General features: G+C 59.6%; 22 protein-coding genes and 2 tRNA genes. 19 read left to right on the forward strand and 5 right to left on the reverse strand.

Annotation, left to right across the window (positions count from 1 at the left end; genetic code table 11):
• Nucleotides 1-10 precede the first annotated feature (10 nt).
• Entirely contained in the window at nucleotides 11-940 is a 930-nt protein-coding gene (locus ACLFLU_RS39505) for a helix-turn-helix domain-containing protein (protein WP_426410024.1), read from the reverse strand.
• A 102-nt stretch (nucleotides 941-1,042) separates the two neighbouring features.
• On the opposite strand from ACLFLU_RS39505, the gene ACLFLU_RS39510 reads away from it, so the two are divergent.
• Nucleotides 1,043-1,945 (forward strand): LysR family transcriptional regulator, encoded by a 903-nt coding sequence (locus ACLFLU_RS39510; RefSeq protein ID WP_426410025.1) that lies wholly within the window; start codon nucleotides 1,043-1,045, stop codon nucleotides 1,943-1,945.
• Between the two features lie 11 nt (nucleotides 1,946-1,956).
• Here ACLFLU_RS39510 and ACLFLU_RS39515 read toward each other — a convergent pair whose 3' ends face one another.
• Entirely contained in the window at nucleotides 1,957-2,883 is a 927-nt protein-coding gene (locus ACLFLU_RS39515) for a ring-cleaving dioxygenase (protein WP_426410026.1), read from the reverse strand.
• A 359-nt stretch (nucleotides 2,884-3,242) separates the two neighbouring features.
• Here ACLFLU_RS39515 and ACLFLU_RS39520 point away from each other — a divergent pair, with 359 nt between their 5' ends.
• The 7 genes from ACLFLU_RS39520 to ACLFLU_RS39550 all read left to right on the forward strand — a co-directional run bounded on the left by ACLFLU_RS39520 (nucleotide 3,243) and on the right by ACLFLU_RS39550 (nucleotide 11,030).
• On the forward strand, nucleotides 3,243-4,115 hold the full coding sequence (locus tag ACLFLU_RS39520; protein ID WP_426410027.1) for an alpha/beta fold hydrolase: 873 nt from the start codon (nucleotides 3,243-3,245) through the stop codon (nucleotides 4,113-4,115).
• A gap of 191 nt (nucleotides 4,116-4,306) precedes the next feature.
• Nucleotides 4,307-5,314 carry an MBL fold metallo-hydrolase gene (locus ACLFLU_RS39525; RefSeq protein ID WP_426410028.1) on the forward strand — a complete coding sequence of 336 codons (1,008 nt, stop codon included), beginning with the start codon at nucleotides 4,307-4,309 and terminating at the stop codon, nucleotides 5,312-5,314.
• Nucleotides 5,315-5,620: 306 nt separating this feature from the next.
• A complete protein-coding gene (locus ACLFLU_RS39530) occupies nucleotides 5,621-6,736 on the forward strand; it encodes an alkene reductase (protein WP_426410029.1) in 1,116 nt (371 codons plus the stop codon).
• Between the two features lie 9 nt (nucleotides 6,737-6,745).
• Nucleotides 6,746-7,432 carry a LysR substrate-binding domain-containing protein gene (locus ACLFLU_RS39535; protein WP_426410030.1) on the forward strand — a complete coding sequence of 229 codons (687 nt, stop codon included), beginning with the start codon at nucleotides 6,746-6,748 and terminating at the stop codon, nucleotides 7,430-7,432.
• Between the two features lie 401 nt (nucleotides 7,433-7,833).
• Nucleotides 7,834-8,649, forward strand: a complete 816-nt coding sequence (locus ACLFLU_RS39540) for a caspase family protein (protein WP_426410031.1) — start codon at nucleotides 7,834-7,836, stop codon at nucleotides 8,647-8,649.
• A gap of 710 nt (nucleotides 8,650-9,359) precedes the next feature.
• On the forward strand, nucleotides 9,360-9,536 hold the full coding sequence (locus tag ACLFLU_RS39545; protein WP_426410032.1) for a hypothetical protein: 177 nt from the start codon (nucleotides 9,360-9,362) through the stop codon (nucleotides 9,534-9,536).
• 294 nt (nucleotides 9,537-9,830) lie between these two features.
• Nucleotides 9,831-11,030, forward strand: coding sequence for an adenylate/guanylate cyclase domain-containing protein (locus ACLFLU_RS39550; RefSeq protein WP_426410033.1), 1,200 nt, complete (start codon nucleotides 9,831-9,833; stop codon nucleotides 11,028-11,030).
• A 198-nt stretch (nucleotides 11,031-11,228) separates the two neighbouring features.
• Here ACLFLU_RS39550 and ACLFLU_RS39555 read toward each other — a convergent pair.
• Nucleotides 11,229-11,302 (reverse strand) — tRNA-OTHER (locus tag ACLFLU_RS39555).
• Nucleotides 11,303-11,425: 123 nt separating this feature from the next.
• Here ACLFLU_RS39555 and ACLFLU_RS39560 point away from each other — a divergent pair.
• From ACLFLU_RS39560 to ACLFLU_RS39610, 11 genes are all read left to right on the forward strand, one after another.
• Entirely contained in the window at nucleotides 11,426-12,637 is a 1,212-nt protein-coding gene (locus tag ACLFLU_RS39560) for a tyrosine-type recombinase/integrase (protein ID WP_426410034.1), read from the forward strand.
• A gap of 256 nt (nucleotides 12,638-12,893) precedes the next feature.
• Nucleotides 12,894-13,025, forward strand: a complete 132-nt coding sequence (locus ACLFLU_RS39565) for a hypothetical protein (RefSeq protein WP_426414171.1) — start codon at nucleotides 12,894-12,896, stop codon at nucleotides 13,023-13,025.
• Nucleotides 13,026-13,236: 211 nt separating this feature from the next.
• Nucleotides 13,237-13,662 (forward strand): DUF3102 domain-containing protein, encoded by a 426-nt coding sequence (locus ACLFLU_RS39570; RefSeq protein WP_426410035.1) that lies wholly within the window; start codon nucleotides 13,237-13,239, stop codon nucleotides 13,660-13,662.
• A 489-nt stretch (nucleotides 13,663-14,151) separates the two neighbouring features.
• Nucleotides 14,152-14,412: a hypothetical protein gene (locus tag ACLFLU_RS39575; protein ID WP_426410036.1), complete on the forward strand. Its 261-nt coding sequence runs from the start codon at nucleotides 14,152-14,154 to the stop codon at nucleotides 14,410-14,412.
• A gap of 14 nt (nucleotides 14,413-14,426) precedes the next feature.
• Nucleotides 14,427-14,663 carry a hypothetical protein gene (locus tag ACLFLU_RS39580; RefSeq protein WP_426410037.1) on the forward strand — a complete coding sequence of 79 codons (237 nt, stop codon included), beginning with the start codon at nucleotides 14,427-14,429 and terminating at the stop codon, nucleotides 14,661-14,663.
• The gene (locus ACLFLU_RS39585; RefSeq protein ID WP_426410038.1) at nucleotides 14,660-15,025 is read left to right on the forward strand and encodes a hypothetical protein; all 366 of its coding nucleotides are present in this window, start codon (nucleotides 14,660-14,662) and stop codon (nucleotides 15,023-15,025) included. The genes ACLFLU_RS39580 and ACLFLU_RS39585 overlap by 4 nt, the downstream gene beginning before the upstream one ends.
• Before the next feature lie 6 nt (nucleotides 15,026-15,031).
• The gene (locus ACLFLU_RS39590; protein WP_426410039.1) at nucleotides 15,032-15,448 is read left to right on the forward strand and encodes a hypothetical protein; all 417 of its coding nucleotides are present in this window, start codon (nucleotides 15,032-15,034) and stop codon (nucleotides 15,446-15,448) included.
• The gene (locus tag ACLFLU_RS39595) at nucleotides 15,445-15,660 is read left to right on the forward strand and encodes a hypothetical protein (RefSeq protein WP_426410040.1); all 216 of its coding nucleotides are present in this window, start codon (nucleotides 15,445-15,447) and stop codon (nucleotides 15,658-15,660) included. Before ACLFLU_RS39590 ends, ACLFLU_RS39595 begins: the two co-directional genes overlap by 4 nt.
• A complete protein-coding gene (locus tag ACLFLU_RS39600; RefSeq protein ID WP_426410041.1) occupies nucleotides 15,660-17,255 on the forward strand; it encodes a DUF5906 domain-containing protein in 1,596 nt (531 codons plus the stop codon). Before ACLFLU_RS39595 ends, ACLFLU_RS39600 begins: the two co-directional genes overlap by 1 nt.
• Nucleotides 17,256-17,398: 143 nt before the next feature.
• Nucleotides 17,399-17,767, forward strand: a complete 369-nt coding sequence (locus tag ACLFLU_RS39605) for a hypothetical protein (protein ID WP_426410042.1) — start codon at nucleotides 17,399-17,401, stop codon at nucleotides 17,765-17,767.
• Between the two features lie 40 nt (nucleotides 17,768-17,807).
• A complete protein-coding gene (locus ACLFLU_RS39610) occupies nucleotides 17,808-18,392 on the forward strand; it encodes a recombinase family protein (RefSeq protein ID WP_426410043.1) in 585 nt (194 codons plus the stop codon).
• Between the two features lie 1,062 nt (nucleotides 18,393-19,454).
• Here the strand turns inward: ACLFLU_RS39610 and ACLFLU_RS39615 are convergent.
• Nucleotides 19,455-19,531 (reverse strand) — tRNA-Arg (locus ACLFLU_RS39615).
• A 165-nt stretch (nucleotides 19,532-19,696) separates the two neighbouring features.
• Nucleotides 19,697-21,163, reverse strand: a complete 1,467-nt coding sequence (locus tag ACLFLU_RS39620; protein ID WP_426410044.1) for a sensor histidine kinase — start codon at nucleotides 21,161-21,163, stop codon at nucleotides 19,697-19,699.
• Nucleotides 21,164-21,316 lie beyond the last annotated feature (153 nt).

Here is a 21,316-nt window from a genome sequence, read left to right on the forward strand (position 1 = left end):
GCGAGTGACCTCAACCCTCGGAACGAGCTCGACGCCACGCGCCAGGGCTCGTTCCGACGCTACGGGAGAAGACCCTCGTAAAGTAGCTCTGGTCACTGAAGCCACAGATCAGCGCGACATCCGCCAACGGGAGCTCGGTAGTTGTCATTAGCCGCTTGGCTTCCTCGATCCGCAATCGAGAGAGGTACTCGTGAGGCGCAACACCGGTACTGCGCCGGAAAGAACGGGCGAAATGGCTCGGCGTCAACTTGCACTCGGCCGCGACGTCAGCAATCGTCAAGCTGCTGGCGAGGCGGACGCTCATGATCTCCTTGGCACGACGTTCTTGCCATGGCGCCAGGCCCCCGCCGTCCTGAATTCCCTCACTTGAACGAAGATTCCCATAAGCTTGGGCAAAGTGAGCGAGCAAGCTTAACCCAAGCTGATCGATAAAAAGGTGATTGTTCGCGCGTTCTTCCTCCAAGGAGTTCAAGAGCACACTTGAAAGCGCAGAGAGATAGGGATCGCGACGATCTCGGGGCCACCGCAATGCCGAGACCGGCTTCGCGCCATTCTCATAGGCAAAATCGTCAAGTGCACGGTGCGGCACGTAGTACTGGATGGCGTCGAAGGGTCCCCTAAACTCGCACACCGGATTGTCGCGGAGGTCGATAACGCTAACCGTTCCGGCGTGGAAAGATCCGGAATACCGCTGCTGACCACCGAGCCAGCACGAATGCCTGTCAAGATCCCCGAGCTGATGGAGAATGCTGTATGCTGGCTCGGAGGGAAACGGCGCAGTGCGCTCACGAACAAATCGGGCACAAGTTAGCCGCGTCACGGCGAGTGCAAGCCTTCCCTGCCGGTTAATCTCCAGGACGCAGCCCCCTTCCATTCCAAGGTGAATGGCAAGGCGACGGCCAAAAAAGCCATCGAAATTGGTGTCGGCATCTTCAATCATTGATGCTCGTCTGGATTTCGGCGGGCGTGTAACATGTTATCGAGTTCATCAAGCCAAGAGAACCGGCTCCGACGGACGTTTTTCACGGACATATTTTCCGCAATGGACAAAATCGCTGGTATTTCCGTTTTCGTTCAAGTGGCCGACTCCGGCAGCTATGTTGCGGCTGGGAGGGCGATGGGCCAAACCGCTTCATCGATCGGCAAGACGATCGTGCGCCTCGAAGAAAGGTTGGGAGTCCGCCTCTTTCACCGTAATACGCGAAGCATCAGCCTCACGGCCGAAGGAACACGCTTTCTCGAGCGCTGTCGCGCGATCATGAGCGAGATAGCGGCCGCAGAGGCCGACCTCGCCGCGGTCCGTGACGGCCCGAACGGACGGTTGCGAGTCAGCGTCCCGATGGTCAGTGACTCTTGGAACGCCGTTTTCGTGGAGTTCATGACGCGCTTCCCGGACGTCGATCTTGAGCTTAGCTACAGCAACCGCAATGTCGACCTGATCGAAGAAGGATTCGAGGCCACCCTGCGAATCGGACACCTTACGGATTCCAGGCTTCGATCCCGCAAGATTGGATCATTCCGGCTCGTCTTGGTAGCTTCCTCCGCATACCTTGCCACTCGACCGCAGCCGAGTTGCCTCGATGATCTCGCGGACCATTCGTGCCTTAGGACCCAGAATTCCTCGACAGGAAAACTGTATCCTTGGCCACTGGGGGAAGACTTCGTTCGGCGTAGCGAGCGCCTGCTAACGCGTCTTGTTGCCGATCACAACGCAATGCTGCTGTCGGCTTGCCTTCAGGGAGAAGGTATCGCCTGCATACCGGAGTTCTGGGCGCGTCGGTATGTCGCCTCCGGTGAATTGGTGACCTTGCTCGACGCCGAGACAGAGAACAGAAGAGTAGTATCGGCGCTCTGGCCCACCGGACCATCTTGTCCAACGACCGCCGCCTTCGTAGAGTTCATCGCGGAGAAGCTGCCCGTAATCTTGCAACCAGAAGGCAAGTAGCGGCAACAGGCTTAAGAGAGCGGAGGCAGAATACTCTGCAGTTCGGACCGACGCTTCTCGAGAAAGGCCGGCAACTTGAGCCTTTCCCCGAGGCGATCGCGCGACTCATCGACCTCGAAACCGGGCCCATCCGTTGCGATCTCAAAAAGAATGCCGCACGGAGCGCGAAAACCGATCGCGGTTAGGTAGGTTCGCTCGATCGGCTCGGTCACGACAATATCGTACATTCGTTGAAGCTTCTGAATCATTGCCGATTGATCGTCGACACCAGCGGCACGAAACGCTACGTGCCTGATCGTTCCTCCTCCTAGGCGCCCGCGCGACGACGCGCCGATGGCCCGTAAGGTCAACGCACCTCCGGGACCATCATGTGCGACAAATCGTGTGCAATCCCCTGCTTGGGAGACCCGCTTAAACCCAAGCACGTTTTCCAGAATGTCAATCGTGGCGTCCTCTGCCCGAACATTCAGAGTAACCTCGTTGAGTCCAAGCACCGATTGGACGGCTTGCGCGCTCACTGCCTCCCGCCCAGCCTGCTTTGACTCTACCAGGGCAAGGGCAGTTCCATCAGGATCAGCGAAGCAAAGTGTCGGCTCTCCGAACGGCGAATGGTCCAATCTGAACGCGATGTTCGCGGTCTTGAGCCGATCCGACCACCACCCAAAGGAACCTGCAGGCACACGAAGTGCTGTTTGCACGACCTCGCCGACTCCTACCATTCCTTTTGGAACACATCGCCACGCAAGAGTGCTTATCACCGTGCCTGGCTCACCCGAGCCATCCCCATAGTAAAGGTGATAGCTGCCTGGATCGTCATAACAGACCGTCTTTTTCACCCGCTTCAAGCCTAAGACTTGAGCATAGAAATCCGCGGCTTGCTGTACATCGCCGATGATCGTTGTGACGTGATGAAGTCCACGTGATGGCAGCCGCACCATACCTGCTCACCGCTGCTGAGGAGAATAATAAAAAAGGACGCCGCCCATGGCCGGTATGCCAACCCAAAATCCGCGATCCAGATCACGCGAACCAAAAATTATCTTGCTTGCTTCCACCGCTTCGACGGTCGCAGTCGGTATTGAGGGCCATGCCGGCCCTAATGTCTTGGATTTTCGCCCGATCACGTGGAGGACCAAGCAAGCGCGGAAGTCACAACTACAGTCGCTTCAATGTCGATTCCGGACGCAATCGTACAACTCGGCGCCAAATAGTGCAATCAGTGCGGCCGGCTTTGAAACAACATCCAGGCCACTTTGGATCCACCACGTGAAACCGGCGTGCGCGCCGAGCGGGGACAATGGTGCGGATGAATGAAGTGGGCCACGAGACGATTGTCGCCAACGGCATTCGCCAACACTACTGCTTCGCAGGCTCGGGCCCACCTGTCATCTTGCTACATGGATTCCCGGAAACGAGCTATGCTTGGCGTTTCCAGATTCCTGCCCTCGCCCAACGCTATCGAGTGATTGCGCCCGACTTACGCGGCTATGGCGAGACCGACAAGCCTCAATCCGGTTACGATAAGAGGACGATGGCTAACGACATCGTCAAGCTGGCCGAGGCTGTCGGAATCGGCCGGTTTGCGCTAGTTGGTCACGATCGCGGCGCACGTGTCGCCACACGCCTAGTAAAAGATCACCCCGAGTTGGTCGACAGACTTGTCGTGATGGACAATGTGCCGACGCGGATTGTCGCACGCGAGATGAACGCACGGATCGCCCGCCAATATTGGTTCTTCCTTTTTCATCAGGTCGCCGATCTACCCGAGGCCTTACTGGCCGGTCGAGAGGAGATCTGGCTGCGTCATTTCTTTTCCGATTGGTGTCACGATCCGAAAAGCATTTCGGACGAGGCCGTCGCAACGTATGTGAGGGCATATGCGGCGGAAGGAGGGGTCCGGGGCGCCCTGTCAGACTACAGGGCGGGGCCCGAGGACATCGCACAAGACCTTGCCGATGCCGATATCAAGATCGCCTGCCCCGTACTCTCCATCTGGGGAGCTGACTTCGATGCCGTCGGCAAGCTGTTCGACATGAAGGCGGTCTGGAGTGAGATTGCCGAAAACCTGCAAGTCGCGCCAATCGATCGCTGCGGCCATCTTCCACAGGAAGAGCAGCCCGAAACAGTGACTACGCTGCTGCTCGATTTTCTCGAGGGCTGGACGGAATAAGGCTCGGCGCACTCCGAGGCGCGGACACCATGCCATCCTTTAGCGCGGCGTACTCGGACGCGGAGATCGCTGCCGTCAGCAACTACGTTATCGCTCACTTCGGAGGCAAGTCGGGCACAGTCACACCGGAACAGGTAAAGGCAGCCCGCGACTGAGCCTTTGGTAACGCGGAATGAAATAGGAGATTTATCATGACCCGAGCCCGCACGTTTATTCTGGGTGCGCTCTCCTGCGTTCTACACGGAGGGACCGCCGATGCGGCGGCGCCCCAGCAACGCGTCCAGGCGCCCGGCTTCTACCGGATCATGCTCGGGAAATTCGAAATCACGGCTATTCTCGATGGCACGCACCCTTTCCCCGTTCACGAGGTGATGACACGAAACGAGACGATTGCCGGAGGCAGCCGCAAGGCTGTCAAGCTTTCGGATGAGCATCCCGGCGAAGCCGAGTCCCTCCTGGCCGCCGACCGACTTGCCGCGCCGGTTGAAGGTTCAATCAACGCCTTCCTGATCAACACCGGCGACAAGCTCGTTCTGATCGACAGCGGTGCAGGCAGCCTCTACGGTGATTGTTGCGGCCATCTTGTCGAAAATCTCGCCTCGGCCGGCTACCGGCCTGAACAGATCGACGAGATCTACCTTACTCACCTCCATGCCGATCACGTGGGAGGCATTGCTCCGCACGGCAAGGTCGCATTCCCGAACGCCATCGTCAGGGTCAACGAAAAGGACCTCGACTACTGGCTCGATGCAAAAAGCGAGAGTGAGGCGCCGGCATTCCTAAAGCCCATGTTCGAAGGCGATCGAACGTCGCTGAAGCCATACATCGATTCCAACCGACTGCGACCATTCAAGGACAATGAGCAGCTCTCGGATGGGATCCGCGCCGTCCCGACATCCGGCCATACGCCGGGCCACACCTCTTATGAGGTCACGAGCGGGACCGCTAAGCTGCTGGTGTGGGGAGACCTCGTCCATGTCGCTCCGATCCAATTTCCCGATCCCGCCGTGTCCGTGACCTATGACAGCGATCCGTTCGCGGCTGAGGCACAGCGCCTGACGGTATTCTCGGAGGCAGCACGGACCGACACCTGGATTGCGGCCGCCCACATCGCATTCCCTGGACTGGGGCACATTCGCCCCAAGGATGGCCGTTTCGAATGGATACCCACAAACTACACGACCGGCCTGCGACCCTAGGTTCTCGACCGTCGAAAGATCGACAGCCGGCACGGCTAGCCGGCGGCCCTCGTCGACTCGTAAAGAAACCACGACCGCCGCTCCATTGTCGATAATTGCATGAACTGGTTCTCACATCTCTGACGTCGGCAGCATTGCGGCTGTCAGTCGCGTAAGGGCGCCGGTCACTCTGAACCAGATAGTCCAATCCAGATGGAGGATATGCAAGCCGTTTGTCTTCTAGCGTGCTTATTTGACCGCTCGGTTGCACAACGCTTTTTGATAATGCGGGCAACGCGACATGCCCATACTGAAGAGGTGGCAAACATGAATGGTCTCTTCCGTCCAACGGCTCTGGGCGATCTCGATCTCACCAGCAGGATAGTCATGGCGCCGATGACACGTTCCCGTGCCGACGAGCACGGCGTCATCAACGCGTCCGCAGCCGAATACTATGCCGCACGCACGAGTGCCGGCTTAATCATCAGCGAGGGTATCAACGTTGGCCCGATGTCGAATGCCTTCGACCGCGCCCCCGGTTTATGGACCGACGATCAAACCGAGGCCTGGAAACCGATCGTCGATCGAGTTCACAAAAAGGGCGGCCGTATCGTAGCGCAGCTATGGCATGCAGGACGCGCAAGTGCGCGCGGCCTCCTGTCCGACAAGCAGCCACTATCGCCTTCAGGCGTAAATGACGATCTGGATCGGCTCCAAGTATGGGCACTTCTGGCGAACGGCGCTTATGTGCGCGTCACTGCAACGGCGTCGCGCGCCATGACTCTCGCGGATGTCCACGCCGTCCTCGGCGAATTCGAAGTGGCTGCCGCCAACGCAGTTCGTGCCGGATTTGACGGCGTCGAGATTCACGGCGCCAACGGGTACCTGATTCATCAATTTCTCTCTCCGACGATCAACTTGCGGCTTGATGAATATGGCGGAAGCGTCGACGGACGATTGCGATTGTTGACTGACATCGTTTCGGCGGTTGCGCTCTCGATCCCGCGCTCGCGGATCGGCCTCCGTCTATCACCCTTTGCGGACTACAACAGCCCACGGGATCCGAATCCGGCCGACACCTACGGACGGCTCGCTCAATGGCTTGCGACCGCAGGGCTGGCCTATTTGCATTTGGCGGACACGAATGCATGGACCGGAGCGCCGGACTACGAGAGAATGTTGCCGATTTTCCGCGAGTACTATAGCGGTCCCCTCATCGTAAATGCGGGCATTAGTCCCGAGCGCGCCGCCGAAATCGTCGATTCGGGCGAAGCGGATGCAGTCGCCTTTGGCCGGCTATTTCTCGCCAATGCGGACTTGCCAGCGCGCATCCTTGCCGGCGGACCATATAACGCGCCGAAGCCGTTCGGAATCTACGGTGGCTCGGATGCGGGCTATCTTGACTATCCGAGCCTCGAGAGCTTTGGGAAAGTTCAGGCATAAGCGAGGCATGTGCACCGTCTCTCCGACGCGTCTGCAGCGGGAAGAGACGGATCTTTAACGCACCGCTCGGAAATCCTACCTTGGAAGCTCGGTCGTCAGCCAGGAACCGATCGGTCCGAAGCGACTCACCGATTTCCAACAGGGGTAGGCCTTCGGTTTGCTCATCACGAACTTGATCTGGCTGTCCTCACCGGCCCCCGGCAGAATGATCATCTGGAGTTCGAGCTACTCGTCTCCGAGCAGGTATTTCTTTTTGGACAACCAAACGATCCGCTATTTCGGCGGCGCACCGTGACGCCCAAGGCGTTTGCTTCTCTACCGAGCGCAGTCGTGCCTCTCAGCCGGAATCAATTCCCCGCGTCGGTGCCCTACACGATCTGTGTTGAGAGCAGCATTCCCATGAAGCGCATCGTCGCGCAGGGCATCGGCTACGGCTTGATGCCATACTCCGGCATTCACGAGGAAGTCGAGGCAGGAACGCTTGCTGCGGCGAGCCTTCCTTGGATTCGCGCAGACCGTACTATGGCTCTGCCAAAGGGGCGGCCGGTAAGTCGCGCAACCAGGGAAGCCGTTGCGACGCTCAAGCGCATCACCGACGACCTGGTGCGCGAAGGAAAGATCCGGTTATCATTTCTCGGAAGAAAATTAACTCCCTCAAAGGGAAGGCAGCAGGAGCCCGTCGGTCTCCGTGACTAGATCAACTCATGCGCACACGACGACGCTCGAGCTCTCTGGCGAGATAGGACAGCGCATAGCAAAGTACAAAGTAGAGAATCGCGGTCGCGGTGAAGACCCGATGGGACGAGAACTTGCCGTTGATGGGTCGTTCGCCTGATAGGTGAGATCGGCCACCCCAAGCGCTGGCTCCGCGCCAGTACTACGCCAGACGAATCTGGCGCAATTTCCGATAGATTGGGCCTCTTACGCCAAGCACTTCGCCTTGGAACCTAGTGCTTTCCCCATCCCCAGGACGACAGAGGACAGCACGCCAGGACACGATTGTCGTACTTTTGGAAACTGTAGGTTCACATTGTTTCCATTTTAATCGATCAAGAACACGAGCATCCTAAGCAGGTCGAAGGCAATAGGAGGCTGTCGTGAAACAGATAAACTCTCTGACGCGCATCGCTGCAGTAGGCAGCCTCGCAATCGTGTTGTCGGCGGGATTCTCAAACGCGATGATGCGACTTGAGCCTCGCGACAAGTCCGTGCAGCAGACCCACAGCCTGATCGAGGACACGAACGCGGACCAGAGCGATCGCCTAGCTCTTATTGTTGGTGATTCAAATTATCCGGACGCCGAGGTCCCCCTGCACCAAACAGCGCATGACGCCACGGCCTTGGCAGTTGCCCTCCGCAGCAAGGGCTTCTCGGTCGACTTGCTTGCAAACGGCACGCGCGCGCAGATGCTTGCCGCCGCTGAACGGCTGAAGGCAAAAGTACGCCCTGGTTCAACCGTCCTAGTCTACTTCGGCGGATACGCCATCCAGTCCGGAGGTCAGAATTACATGATTCCTGTCGATGCGAAGATTTGGGACGAGATTGACGTTCGCCACGAAGGGCTGAGCATCGACGGCCTCCTGTCCACATTGAAAGCGCTCGGCGCCCACACGCGGCTCGCAGCCATCGATGCTTCGCGTCGCAACCCGTACGAACGACGTTTCAGGAGTTACTCGCACGGTCTCGCGCCGGTTCAACCGAGCGAAGGCGAAGTGATTCTGACTTCCGCCGCACCCGACATCGTAGTGGACGACTCCAACGAGCTGGCATCGCGATTCATGACTACGCTCGTACGGCAAATCAGCTCCTCAACTGGCCCTCTTGCTGAAACCTTCGATCGAACGCGCGTGGTACTGGCGACGGCGTCTCAGGACGGACAAATAGCCGCTCCGTCGTCAAGCCTAACAAACTAAGTTTCCGCTGCCCTAGCATGGCCGATCCGCGCCCTCCAAACTTGGGGAGTCTAAAATCCGGCTGCCACGTCCCGTCGAGTTTCTCCTAAGGCGGCAATCTGACAATCAGCGGCGAAAATGGACAAGTCAATTGGGCCGCCTAACCGTTATCGTAGGGACGACTTCGGCACCTTATCTGGGCAAGTAGTGCTTAGCTCCCGCGTCCCTTAAAGCGCGACATGTGAGGAATAACCCCATGAAAAAAACTGTAACGTGCTTGATCGCGGCAGTAAGTTTTTGCGCATTGCTCCCCGCTACGGCTGTTGCGCGAAGTTCCGCCTACGACGGTTCGTGGGAACTAGCTTTCGTAACCCAGCGCGGAGCATGCGATCCGACCTACAACTTCACCGTCAATATCAACCAAGGCATCGTAACCCACCCTAACCTTCTCAAGTTCAAAGGCAACGTAGCAAGATCGGGTGTGGTTCACGCCTCGGTCTCGGTCGGCGAGAAATTTGCATCCGGCTCTGGCAAGCTATCGGGCGGAACTGGCCGAGGGACATGGACCGGTTATGCTGGGCGTGAGCGGTGTTCAGGATACTGGAACGCTCAGAGGAATTGATCCTCTTGTCGGGTGAGCGTTGGTCAGGTGTTGGCAAGCTGGTCACCGCAGTGCTGCGGCCGGATCAACCTCCAGGATCCTCGCCACTGTGCATCTAGTGCGCGCCGACATGTCGGAAGAAGAGCGCAATTCCGAGATCTGCGACTTGAATACAGCGCTTCGCAAGTACGGCAAGCCAGCCGGGATGGTGTCATTCGATAACGCCGACAAGGTGATCTACTTCCCGGCGGCAAAAGGCGACGAGAACTCGAGTTCCTTTCGCGAATCAGTCGAGTCGCAACGTTGAAAAGGGCCCGGATTCCGTAGCCACCACTCGGTCGACATTCGTCAAGCAATCGGTCCGGCAGCGCATGAGCCTTAACGTTGGCCCACGTACGACGATTCGCCAGGAACGTCTCGAACCAGGACGCTCTCTGCGCACTTTTTCGAATCCCTACAATGCATGATAGCGGGGCCGTTGCTCACCGATGGGCAATTTCGCCCAAGCCCGTCAGATTTGACCCAGCCTCCGTTGAAGCGACCCCATGAGGACACGACATAACCTCTATCGTCGACCTGCGTCACTGCTGAGAACAACAATATGAACGCGCCATCCAACGTCGATCCCATTACCGCCAGTTCTATCGACGGCATCATATACTGGCTGACAAACGATACTCGCGATGAGCGCTTCATTGACAATATTTTCGCTGACCTCTGCATGCGCCTCCAGCAGGCGGGCATTCCCGTCAAGCGGGCGTCGCTCCATCTTCTGATACATCATCCGCAGTGGCTCGGCGCTCGGATCACCTGGGCGGATGGAATGCGTGCAGCAGAGATCGAGCGGCTTGACTACGATGTGAGCGAGCGATCCGAATACATAGGTAGTCCCGTAAAAGAAATTCATGACGGGGCGGCCGAGATACGCGAAAATCTCGAACTCGATCCTGCGCTGGGCCGTCGGCATGCCATCTTCGATGAGATGCGCGCGAAAGGCCTAACCGACTATGTAGCTTGGCCGCTGTACCATACTCTCGGAATGCGGCATGTCGTGGCTTTTTCAACCGACCGTCGCTCCGGTTTCAATAACAAGCAAATCGCCGACCTATTGACACTTTTGCCGATCCTGGCGCTGGTCAGCGAGATCCGGATGAAGAACCGGCTAGCACGAACGCTGCTCGAAACTTATGTCGGGTCGCATGCTAGCGAACTTATTCTGGAAGGTGCTACCAGACGCGGAAGCGGGACGACTGTGCGCGCCGCCATCATGATCGCCGACCTGCGTGACTTCACTCGGATCTCTGACAATTGGCCACGAGATGACGTGATAGATATCTTAAACGACTATTTCGAAGTGTTGTCGGAGCCGATCTTGCGACACGGTGGAGAAATACTCAAACTCATCGGCGACGGCCTGCTCGCAATTTTTCCGCTCAGCCAGCCTTCGGCTTGCGCTAATCTGTTGCATGCTGTGGACGAAGCCCACAAAGCCATGCTGGTTCTGAACGAGAACAACGGCAAAACTGGTCGTGTACCGCTGAACTACGGCATCGGCATCCACCTCGGGGACGTGATGTACGGCAACATCGGATCGCGCTCCCGGCTGGACTTCACTGTCATTGGTCCCGCGGTCAACATGGCTTCGCGTCTCGAAACCCTCACCAAACAATTGCGCAGGAGGGTGCTGGTATCCCGTGCGTTCGCTGAGCAAGTCGAAGGCGCTTTCAATCTCGAGCGCGTCGGCAAACATTCCGTGCGCGGCTTCAGCGATCCGATCGAAGTGTTTGCTTTTCACGGCTGAGCGCCAGGCTTGCTAGGCGATTAGCATCAATGATCGATCGGGCCACTGTCGGCGGATTGCAGGATTTGGCTTCGTTCCCACCGAACAGAAGCCGTTCCACCGCGGAACGATAAAAATTTCAGGAAGAGCGAACATTTCCGGCGTCGCTGATTTCGAGATCGACGGGTGTCGAAAAAATCCAGCGAAAACAGAGATAGATGGCGCGCCCGGAACGATTCGAACGTCCGACCCTCAGATTCGTAGTCTGATGAACACACCCGCCACGGGTACGCCCTCGCCGTCACAAGTACGATTTAGCAAATAAATTCAAATACATTTGGCGACACCAGCCGCTTCGCACCCGCTGCGATTTGCCTTATCGTGGTTGCTAAATGGTAGCTAGGAGCGGCGGACCAATGGCGTCGGGCAGTGTAACAATTCGCGCGGTACAGGCCTTAGAAGCCGGCGCAACCGTTTGGGATGCCGGGCACAAAGAAGCGGTGCGAGGCTTTGGCGTCCGGCGCCAGCGGGGCGGACCGGTCTACGTCCTCAAGTATCGCTTCGCTAAACGGCAGCGCTTCTACACCATCGGCCCGCACGGCTCACCTTGGACACCGGACCTCGCGCGCAAGGAAGCGAAGCGGTTGCTAGGCAAAGTAGCGGACGGCAAGGACCCTGCGGACGAAAAGGCCCTCGCTGCTTTGCAGGCCAGCGACACTCTTCACAGAGTTGCTGATGAATATCTGAAGCACGCCAAGGCGAAGCAAAAGCCGCGAAGCTACGTTGAAACAGAGAGGCACCTGCTAGTCGCTTGGAAGCCGTTGCATCCGATTTCGGTGTTCAACATTCGGCGTCGCCATATCGCAGCGCGGCTTGACGAGATTGCGATCGATAAAGGGCCAGTAGCAGCCGCTCATGCTCGCGCCGCTCTCTCGGCTATGTTCAATTGGGCTATTCGCGACGGCCTCGACATTCCGGCCAACCCGGTGATGGGGACTAATCGGCCAGCCGTGCCAAAGTCTCGCGAGCGTGTTCTTACCGATGCCGAGCTTGCAGAGATTTGGCGCGCATGCGGTGATGACGACTATGGGCGGATTATTCGGTTGCTGATGCTGACCGCTCAGCGTCGGGATGAAGTTGGTGGAATGTTGTGGCCGGAGATCGCTGGCGACGCGTGGACCCTGCCCGGCACCCGCACCAAGAACCATCGCGAGCATCTGCTGCCGCTGCCTTCCGCCGCCCTGGCCCTGCTCCCCGCCCGCCGCAACGATCGCGATCACGTCTTTGGCGATGGCCCGCGCCGAGAAGGCGACACGCCGCGCGGCTTCTCTGGTTGGTCGAAATCAAAGGCCGCGCTCGATGCGCGCATTCTCGCGGCACGGCGCAAGATTAATCCGAAGGCGGATGGACTCGACTGGCGCTTGCACGACCTGCGGCGTACTGCGGCCACTGTGATGGCCGACCGCCTTGGCGTGCTGCCGCATATCGTTGAGGCGATCTTAAACCACGTCAGCGGACACCGTGCAGGCGTGGCAGGCGTCTACAACCGCGCTCGCTACGTGGCCGAGATGCGCGACGCGCTGGAGCGCTGGAGCGAACATCTGGCGGCTGTTGTCACAGCCTTGTGATACAACCTAATCTCTAGATTATCCCAGATAGTGGGGTTGTAAGCTCCGCTTAGGTTGAATGACCTGCGACGGCGTTTGTCGTTAGATAGCGGCTATCGGCATCCCGGGGTGCTGTTAGGCGTGGTTCGAAAAGGAGGGCGTCAACTCCCTCCCTCGCCGCTTCCCTCAACATCGTTAGGAAACGATCATGTCTGCATTTCTTGTGCAGCACGAGGCGGCTGCGATTCTACGCCTCAGCGAGCGAACCCTTGAGAGAATGCGAGTGACTGGCGAAGGGCCTCCCTTCGCCAAACTTGGTCGCCGTGTGGTCTATCGCCAATCCGACCTTGACGCATGGACTGCCTCACGCGTCCGCACCAGCACCAGCGAACGGAGGGCCGCACAATGACGGATTGGAGACCAATCGAAACGGCGCCGAAGGATGGAAGTTCGGTTTGGCTGTTGGCCCGCCCCCATGCGCATCCGCCAGAACCAGACAGCTTTGCGCCTGTCGTGGGATTCTGGCAGTCGTACCCCGTCGAGCGATGGAAAGCGGCCGGCACGGATGATGATTTGCTTGCCACTCACTGGGCACCCATCCCGCCGACGGAGGGCCAGCCATGAGCGAAACCCTAAAGCGCTTCATCGGCTCCGCAATAACTACCGTTGCACCTCAACAACGCGACCTTGTTGTGGTGCCCCCGGCTCCGCCGACCCTCGCGGAGAGAGCCGCCACCATCCGAAACCAGCACGGCAGAGCAATGGCCGCACTCGGCGAAAGCCTCACCGCTGCGATCGATGCCGGCAAAGAACTGATAGCGGCCAAGGCTTCCGTCAAGCATGGTCTCTGGCAAGACTATGTCGGCATTGAATGCGGAATATCACTGAGCACAGCGAACAACTACATGCGGCTTGCGAAGCACGAAGCTCAACTGACGCCTTTGCTTTCTGCAAATCCACAGACCTCTGCGTTTTTGTCTCAGGCTCAGGCGCTGAAGTTTCTTGGCGAGGAACGGAAGAAGCGGAAGCGCAAGCCGGCGAAGTAGTTTCGCAATCAACGAACGATCTCAAGGGCGCTTGGAGCAATCGCTTCAGGCGCCCTTTTCGTGGCGCACCCTCCATCAATGGCAGCTAAGCCATTGAAATAACTAGAAATTCAAGTTGACATTTATTCGGAAAAGGCGCATTCTATAGGGATAGAATTAGGAGAATCCCCGCATGAAATGCACCAACTGCAATCGCGACTTCGTGCCCCGCGAGGCCAAGCAAAGATTTTGCAGCAAGCCGTGTAGCGTCGCGTGGTTTGCTGAGGAGCGGCGCTCTGCTCTGGCTGCGTATCGCGGCGACGGAGCGACCTATTACGACCGTGCAATGTCCGATGCCGACGGCGCGTCGGGCGCGTTCGTCACCGGCAGCGGCGGACCGCCCCCTTTCCCCGCGCCGCGATACTCCGCTGATCCGGGCCTAGAGCCACCGCTGGGCGAATGTGTGGACGCATTGCCAGACATGCGTTTCACCCCGCACGGGGGCAGACAATGAGCCGGCGCCGCGATCTTTGTCCCGACTGGCCGCACTGCCGTTGCGCTCGAAAGTTCAACAACACCGACTGGCTGCCGTTTGATCCGCAGGACGCGCTCACCGCTGACGAATTCGACGCAATGATGTTCGAAGTGGTGTTCTTGCTGAGTTGCCTTTCGCGTCATTGCCCGGACCACAAGCTTCGCGAGAACGCGCAAGTGCAGTTGTTGCATCCCGTCTTTCGCGACGAACTGCGGCGCGGCAGATGGCTGAATTAACCGGAGCACCAACTATGAAATATCAACTCACCAGCGACTGGCCTTGCGGGCAATGGCTTGTGCCCACCGGCACGATAATTGACGGCAACAATCCGCAGTGGAACGGCACCAAGCTTCCGCTGGCGATGCCCCTGACCTGCATCGCACTCGACGTTGAGGCGGCTAACGCGCTTGTCGAGTGGCATTCCCATTCGCAGCACCTGTTGCATTTCGCACCGGGCATCAAACCAACAGTGAGGATCAACGTATGAGCAAAGCAAAGAGTGGCGGCGGCTCCAACATGAACAAGGTCCGCAGCGTTGGCGTTCGCACTGGCGCTCCAACAACCCGCATTATCTCACCGGGCGCGGTATCGAACATCGGCGCGCCCAAGGCCAATCACGCAACCGATACCGGCACGTTCCGCGCCGCATCGCAGCCGCTTGTGACCGGCAACGCGCGAGACGTTCCACTTGGCAACGCCGTAGCCGGCAACGTTGGCAGGGGTGGCCCGGGGACGGGGCGCGTTGTTCACAGCACCGGCTCGCAGGGCCAGCACGGTCCCGCAGCCGGGAGTCCGCAGCCGCAGGGCCGTGACATCCTTGGCGACTTCGGCCCCAACCGGAAAGGATAAACGCAAATGGACAATCAAGATCGCGATCAGCGTATCGCGGAGCTAGAAGCTGCTGTAGCGAAGCTCACCGCTTCCCCACCGGCACCGTTTGTCCCGCAGCCAATCCCGCGCTTCGATCCCACCGAGCGAATGGGCATGCCGCGTGAAGTTGTCGCGGAGATGGTCGCTGCAGAAGGCGGCTCGATGGCGGAAGTGATCCGCGAGAACCGGGTGCCTTCCACAGCGCAGCTTGGCCGAGCACAAAAGGTCACGGTTGGCGGCGCACTGCCGATCTCCAACGGAGTCGCGCCGGGTCGCAACGGTTGGGTTGAGCCCAAGGGCGTCGGCGATTGGCGGCCACCCGGACAAGCCGTCGCTGATGCCTTGCTCGACGTTGAGGACGCAAGGTGGCGTGCCGCGCGCAAGCGGGAGCTTGGCGGATGAGCGCACGAATCTTCTCCTCAACGGACTTCCTATGGAAGCTTATCGAACGTGACATCGATGCGTTTCTAACCGGCCGCGAACGCGAGATGGAAGCGGCCAACATCGGCAGGGCTATCGGCTTCGAATTGTTCGATCAGATCGAAGCCATTCGCGGGGCTTGGGCTGAGGCTCGCAGGGTCAAAGAAAAGCAGCAACAAGCCGAGGGCGCGTGATGAGTGACGAAGTCTCAAAAGGCATTGTCGCGAGATTCCGCACGCAGACAGCCCAGCCCGTGCAAGCCGCTGCTGCCGCTCGTCGGGACGTAGTTGCGGCAAAGCCCCCGCCTGCGCCCGACGACCGGCCAAGCCTTGATGAGCTAATGTCCCGGGGCCAGCCCGCGCCAACGGTCGCGGCAAATCCATCCGCTGCCGATCAGTACCTAACGGTGATGAACAATCGGCATGCGATCATTGACAACGTCGGGGGCAAAACTGTCATCGCCAGTTGGGAGCCGTCGCAGCTAGACCCCACGAAAGAGGTTCTGGTCTATCACCTCAAAGACAGCTTCATGCTGCGGTACTCAAACCACACCGTTCCCGTTGACGTGCCGAACCGTGTCGGCGGGTTCAACACTGAAATGCAAGACCTTGGCAAATGGTGGCTGAAGCATCGGGGGCGTCGCCAGTATCGCAGCGTCGTGTTTCACCCTGGCGGCCCGCAAGTCGTCAACGATTGCCTCAACCTCTGGCGCTGCTGGGGCGTGGAAGGCACGGCCGGGGACTGGAGCTTGATCTATCGGCACATCGTTGACGTTGTCGCCAAGGGCAACGCGGAACATGCCGAGTACATCATCCGTTGGATCGCTTGGAGCATCCAAAATCCTGATCGGCAGGCCGAAGTTGCGTTGGTTCTTATCGGTGAAAAGGGCGCGGGCAAGGGGACGCTCGCCGAATGCCTGCGGCGCATATTCGGGGTTCATGCTTTCAAGGTCAGCAGCAGCGAGGAAGTGGTTGGCCGGTTCAACGGCCATCTGCAAGACTGCGTGTTGCTGATCGCTGATGAAGCGTTCTGGGGCGAGAAGCACAAGGCTTGCGCTGGCCGCTTGCAGGGCATGATAACCGAAGCAACGCTTGCGATTGAGCCGAAGGGCATCGGCATTTTTCAAATCCGCAACTGCCTTCACATCATCATGCTTGCTGAGCCCGGCTGGGTGATCCCCGCTGGCCGCAACGAGCGTCGCTACGCTGCCTTTGACGTAAGCACGCAGTACCGGGGTGATCGGAGCTACTTCAGAGCGCTGCATCAGCAAATCGAGGGGGACGGCCCCGCAGCGATGTTCCACGACCTCACGCAGTTAGACCTTGATAGCTGGCATCCGCGCGAGGTCCCCGAAAGCATCCTCAAAGGCGCGGCGCTGCAAAAGCAGCAAAGCCGTTCGCTGCCGGCAGAGGAGCAATGGTATCTGGGCCTGTTGCACGATGGCCGGTTGCCGGGGGCATTGGAGAAGCGACCCAACACCACCTACACCACAAACCTTCTCGCCGACGCGCAAGAGAAATCCCCTCGGCTGCGCTATCTCACCAGCGAAGCGCTGCGCAATTTCCTCACTGACGAAGAGCGCATCGGCATCGCCTGCGACAAGCACCACGATTCCAAACGCAACGGATGGGCATTCCCACCGCTTGCAGAATGCCGCGCCGCTTGGGTTCGCATCTATGGCCCGGTCAATTGGGACACCCCGGCAGGGGACTGGGGTGGCTCGCTTCCTCCGGTCGCAGTTTTGGACCTGATCCCCGCAGCGCTGCCAGCGCCTTACCGGAGATTCTAGCGATGCAGGGCCTTGGCTCAGTGGAGGGTGTGGAGGGGTGTGGAGGCCCGAAATTCCTTCTACCCTCTAGGGATTCTGTAACGGTAGTACCCCCTCCATACCCTCCACACTCTCCACAAAGAGATAATTAGAAAGGAAAGGGGATGAGTGAGTTTTACCAAGCGTTGCAGCAGATCGCGAAGCCGGATGCGGAAATAGAGCTACCGGCCGACGCAACGTCGCTGGACTTCCTCCAAGCGGTCTACCGCGATCCACAGCAAACGTTGCCGGTGCGGATGCGGGCGGCAATCGCGGCGCTGCCGTTTGAACGTCCCAAGCTCGCTGTGATCGCAAACGTCAACAGCTTCGCGGCGCAGATGGAAGCGATCGCTCGCCAGTCGGGACGCAGCAACGTGATCGATGCATCGCCCATACCGAAAACCTTGGCCGCCAAGCTCAGACAACGGGCAGTGATTTCGCTCGCGAATTTCTTTCGCCCCGACCCATACCGTAATCATTTATTTTCGGTATAGACTGCGCTATACTCTCGCCCTCAACACCGGAGGGCAGGATATGAAGCGCGTCGGCATCTATCTCCGCGTCAGCAAAGACACCCAAACCACCGCGAACCAGCGGCGAGAGCTTGAAGCCGTTGCCGCTCGCTCCGGGTGGCAAGTCGTCGGCATCTATGAGGATGAGGGCATTAGCGGCGCCAAGGGCCGTGACAAGCGCCCGGGCTTTGATCGCCTGCTTCGCGACGCCACGGCGCGCAAGATCAACCTAATCGCGGCGTGGTCCGTTGATCGCCTAGGCCGGAGCCTGCAGGACCTCGTCGGCTTCCTCAACGAACTACAGGCCCTCGGCTGCAATCTGTATCTGCATCAGCAAGCACTCGACACAACCACCCCATCCGGCCGGGCGATGTTTCAAATGTGCGGCGTGTTCGCGGAGTTCGAACGCTGCATGATCCGCGAGCGGGTGAACGCTGGCCTAGCCAGGGCGAAGGCCAGTGGCATCAAACTCGGCCGCCCCACCATCGCCCCGGCAATCGAAAAGCGCATCCGCAGCCTCCGGGCCGAAGGCATGGGCGTACTCCGCATCGGTCGCACACTCGGCATCGGCACCAGCGCCGTGCAGCGCGTGCTAGGGCCGGGGTGATTTTGGACCGGCCCCCGGGGGCCAAAATTCGTCGGCCCGAACGCGCGTCATAGTGGTCCCCGCAAAATATACAAAATTCCGAAAGCTTCGCTGCGTTATTGAAAGCTCTCAGGCTCGGGGAAGTTTTCGTAACCAGCGTACATGACATACCCAACGTAGCCGACGTATCGCACATGCCCCACGCGGCGGGCATAAGGTGCGAACGAACCCTGTCGCTGTGAACTCTTAGACCTGTGAGTAATCAGGCGATTGTCGTTCATAATCTCACCGAGATATTTGCCATCACGGCCATATACCTCGTCACCGTCAAACCGCCCGACGTGGCGTCCATCGAAAGTCCAAAGGTCGTCCCCATCCCTCACACCGAAATGGGAGCCACCCCAAGTCCAAAGTTCAGTGGTCATCCAACGCCTCCGGTTGTGCGGCCTGTAAATCGTGGGGAACTGACTCGCTATCCCTTGAATCCGGGACCCATCTACCGGACAGTCCATAGGCGAGTCGGCAACCCCGATTCGCTGTGTAAGGAGCAGGGCCGACCAACCGGGAAGTTCGTCCGGCCCCGCATCCTCACTGGCGCGCCCAAACTCGGGGGTTGCGCCCCGGGGGCAAACGGCTCGTTGGAGAAATCCGGCGGGCCGTTTGTTTTTGCGAAGGGCGTCGCAACCTTCACAAGCTGCGTACACTTCGCAATCTGCGTACACTAGGCGTGTACAGAAGATTCTGTAAAGCGGTCGTTGTAACCAATTCGGCAACATCCACTGTCGTTCACCGCAATCACGGCAATTCACCATCGCAACGGAACGCCGCAAGCTCATGGCGAACCCCACGACCATCGATTGCACCATCTGCGGACGCTGGCCCGAGGCCGACCGCTGGGCGCTGCGGGAGATGCTGGACACGCTGCCACTAGATCAGGAGCCGATTTGCGATGAATGCCTTACGGCATGGGCGCGCAACGTCGGCTTTCCGGTCGGGGACGCGACAGAGCCGCCGCGCGGTAGCTAGGTGGTAGCTAGACCGATCTTGGCGAAAGCGCCGTTCTGGTTAAGTCATTGAAAAGAATGGCGCGCCCGGAACGATTCGAACGTCCGACCCTCAGATTCGTAGTCTGATGCTCTATCCAGCTGAGCTACGGGCGCGTTTTTCGCAAGCAACTGTGCGGGCTGGGCCCGCACGCAGCCTCCGACGAGCGCCGGAGGGGTGCGAAAGAGCGCTCTGACTAACCGCTCTTGTCCCGATTGGCAAGGTCCGGGATGAGGAGATTTTGCAGAGAGATGACGGTTTTCGCGTCGGCCGCTGGCCGATTAGGCCAGCGCCCGCTCGTTGCGGATGGAGAGGAGTTCCACGGGCCGATCGGGGATGACGATCCGGAAGGTGGCGCCGATGGTGCCTTCGACCAGGTGGATGTCGCCGCCATGGGCACGGACGAGCTCGGCGGCGATGGCGAGGCCCAGCCCGCTGCCGCCGGGGCGGCCGGAGGTCTGGAACGCCTCGAACAGATGCTCCCGGGTCCGCTGGGGCACGCCCGGGCCGGTATCGGAGACCTCCAGGATGGCGACCGCGCCCTCGCGCTTTCCAGTGATCCGGATCTGCTGCGGACCGCCGTCGCCGGAGGCATGGCTCTCCAGCGCCTGGGCGGCGTTGCGGACGAGGTTGAGCAGCACGCGGAACAGCTGGTCGGGATCGGCGTCGACCGCTAGCCCGCGCTCGATGGCGGCGACCCAGGCAATCGAGACGTCGTTGGCAAGACCCGCGGTCTCGCGCACCTCCAGCACCACCGGCTCGATCAGCATCATGCGGCGGTCGGGCGCGGCCTCCTGGGCGCGCCCATAAGACAACGTCGACTGGCAAAACGCGATGGCGCGCTCGAGCGAGCGCACCAATTTTGGCGCAAAGCGCTGCACCCGCGGATCGGGCACGCTGGCAAGCTGGTCCGACAGCAGCTGTGCCGAGGCCAGCAGATTGCGCAGATCGTGGTTGATCTTGGAGACGGCAAGGCCCAGCGCTGCGAGCCGGCTCTTCTGATGCAGCATCGACATCAGGTCGCGCTGCATGTCCGACAATTCGCGCTCGGCGACGCCGATCTCGTCGCTGCGCTGGCTCGGCACGATGATCCGCGCCGAGCTTTCGGGATTTTCATGGAAGCCGATCAGGCTTGCCGTCAGCCGCCGCATCGGCCGCACGAAGAGATAATGGAGCGCTAGATAGACGAGGCCCGCGGTCAAAATGCCGATGATCAGCGCGACCACCACGACGTTGCGGGAAAAGCGGTACATCGACTGCCGCAGCGGCAGATCGTCGGTCACGATTTCGATGAACTGGGCGTTGCCGACGCCGGGGCCGACGATGCGGATCGGCTGGTTGCCGGTCTCCAGCATCATCTGGAACGAGCCGGTGATGGCCTGCCACACCGTCATGTCGCGCAGGTCGATGTCGTGCTCGATCGTGGCAGGCAGATTGTCGCTGGCGAGCAGGCGGCGCTGCTGGCCCATCTTGATCGCCACCGCGCGCGCATTGATGCTTTTGAGGATTTCCCGCGACAGCGAATCCGGCACCATGCCGAGCGGCGCCGCGTCGAGCACCAGTGCCGCCGTGTTGGCCGCGGCGACGCGGTCGTTGAGCCGGTTGACCCAGAAGTTTGCGATCGCAGGCACGTAGAGCAGGACGGCCGCGATCATCACCAGGGGGACGGTCAGCAGCAACAGCTTGCCGGACAGGCCGAGACCGCCCGGCCCGCGGGACCGCGTCACCGGCGGGTCCGGTTGGTCCATTGACCGATCCAGATCCTGATCCAGATCCAGATCTTGGGTCGGCTGGAGGTCTGTCGCCACGAAATTCGCCCCTGCTGGCCTTGGCTATCGGAGGATGCGACCCGCCCCGGGGGGCGGTCAAATTACGGATCGCTAATCTGCCAAGGTGGGATG

It is taken from the genome of Bradyrhizobium ganzhouense (genome assembly GCF_049949285.1).
In the GTDB taxonomy this organism is placed as follows: domain Bacteria; phylum Pseudomonadota; class Alphaproteobacteria; order Rhizobiales; family Xanthobacteraceae; genus Bradyrhizobium; species Bradyrhizobium ganzhouense.

Coding starts and splice junctions, on each gene's coding strand:
- ACLFLU_RS39505 (WP_426410024.1), bottom strand. CDS start 940: ATGATTGAAGATGCCGACACCAATTTCGATGGCTTTTTTGGCCGTCGC.
- ACLFLU_RS39510 (WP_426410025.1), top strand. CDS start 1,043: ATGGACAAAATCGCTGGTATTTCCGTTTTCGTTCAAGTGGCCGACTCC.
- ACLFLU_RS39515 (WP_426410026.1), bottom strand. CDS start 2,883: ATGGTGCGGCTGCCATCACGTGGACTTCATCACGTCACAACGATCATC.
- ACLFLU_RS39520 (WP_426410027.1), top strand. CDS start 3,243: ATGGTGCGGATGAATGAAGTGGGCCACGAGACGATTGTCGCCAACGGC.
- ACLFLU_RS39525 (WP_426410028.1), top strand. CDS start 4,307: ATGACCCGAGCCCGCACGTTTATTCTGGGTGCGCTCTCCTGCGTTCTA.
- ACLFLU_RS39530 (WP_426410029.1), top strand. CDS start 5,621: ATGAATGGTCTCTTCCGTCCAACGGCTCTGGGCGATCTCGATCTCACC.
- ACLFLU_RS39545 (WP_426410032.1), top strand. CDS start 9,360: ATGTCGGAAGAAGAGCGCAATTCCGAGATCTGCGACTTGAATACAGCG.
- ACLFLU_RS39550 (WP_426410033.1), top strand. CDS start 9,831: ATGAACGCGCCATCCAACGTCGATCCCATTACCGCCAGTTCTATCGAC.
- ACLFLU_RS39560 (WP_426410034.1), top strand. CDS start 11,426: ATGGCGTCGGGCAGTGTAACAATTCGCGCGGTACAGGCCTTAGAAGCC.
- ACLFLU_RS39565 (WP_426414171.1), top strand. CDS start 12,894: ATGCGAGTGACTGGCGAAGGGCCTCCCTTCGCCAAACTTGGTCGCCGT.
- ACLFLU_RS39570 (WP_426410035.1), top strand. CDS start 13,237: ATGAGCGAAACCCTAAAGCGCTTCATCGGCTCCGCAATAACTACCGTT.
- ACLFLU_RS39575 (WP_426410036.1), top strand. CDS start 14,152: ATGAGCCGGCGCCGCGATCTTTGTCCCGACTGGCCGCACTGCCGTTGC.
- ACLFLU_RS39580 (WP_426410037.1), top strand. CDS start 14,427: ATGAAATATCAACTCACCAGCGACTGGCCTTGCGGGCAATGGCTTGTG.
- ACLFLU_RS39585 (WP_426410038.1), top strand. CDS start 14,660: ATGAGCAAAGCAAAGAGTGGCGGCGGCTCCAACATGAACAAGGTCCGC.
- ACLFLU_RS39590 (WP_426410039.1), top strand. CDS start 15,032: ATGGACAATCAAGATCGCGATCAGCGTATCGCGGAGCTAGAAGCTGCT.
- ACLFLU_RS39595 (WP_426410040.1), top strand. CDS start 15,445: ATGAGCGCACGAATCTTCTCCTCAACGGACTTCCTATGGAAGCTTATC.
- ACLFLU_RS39600 (WP_426410041.1), top strand. CDS start 15,660: ATGAGTGACGAAGTCTCAAAAGGCATTGTCGCGAGATTCCGCACGCAG.
- ACLFLU_RS39605 (WP_426410042.1), top strand. CDS start 17,399: ATGAGTGAGTTTTACCAAGCGTTGCAGCAGATCGCGAAGCCGGATGCG.
- ACLFLU_RS39610 (WP_426410043.1), top strand. CDS start 17,808: ATGAAGCGCGTCGGCATCTATCTCCGCGTCAGCAAAGACACCCAAACC.
- ACLFLU_RS39620 (WP_426410044.1), bottom strand. CDS start 21,163: ATGGACCAACCGGACCCGCCGGTGACGCGGTCCCGCGGGCCGGGCGGT.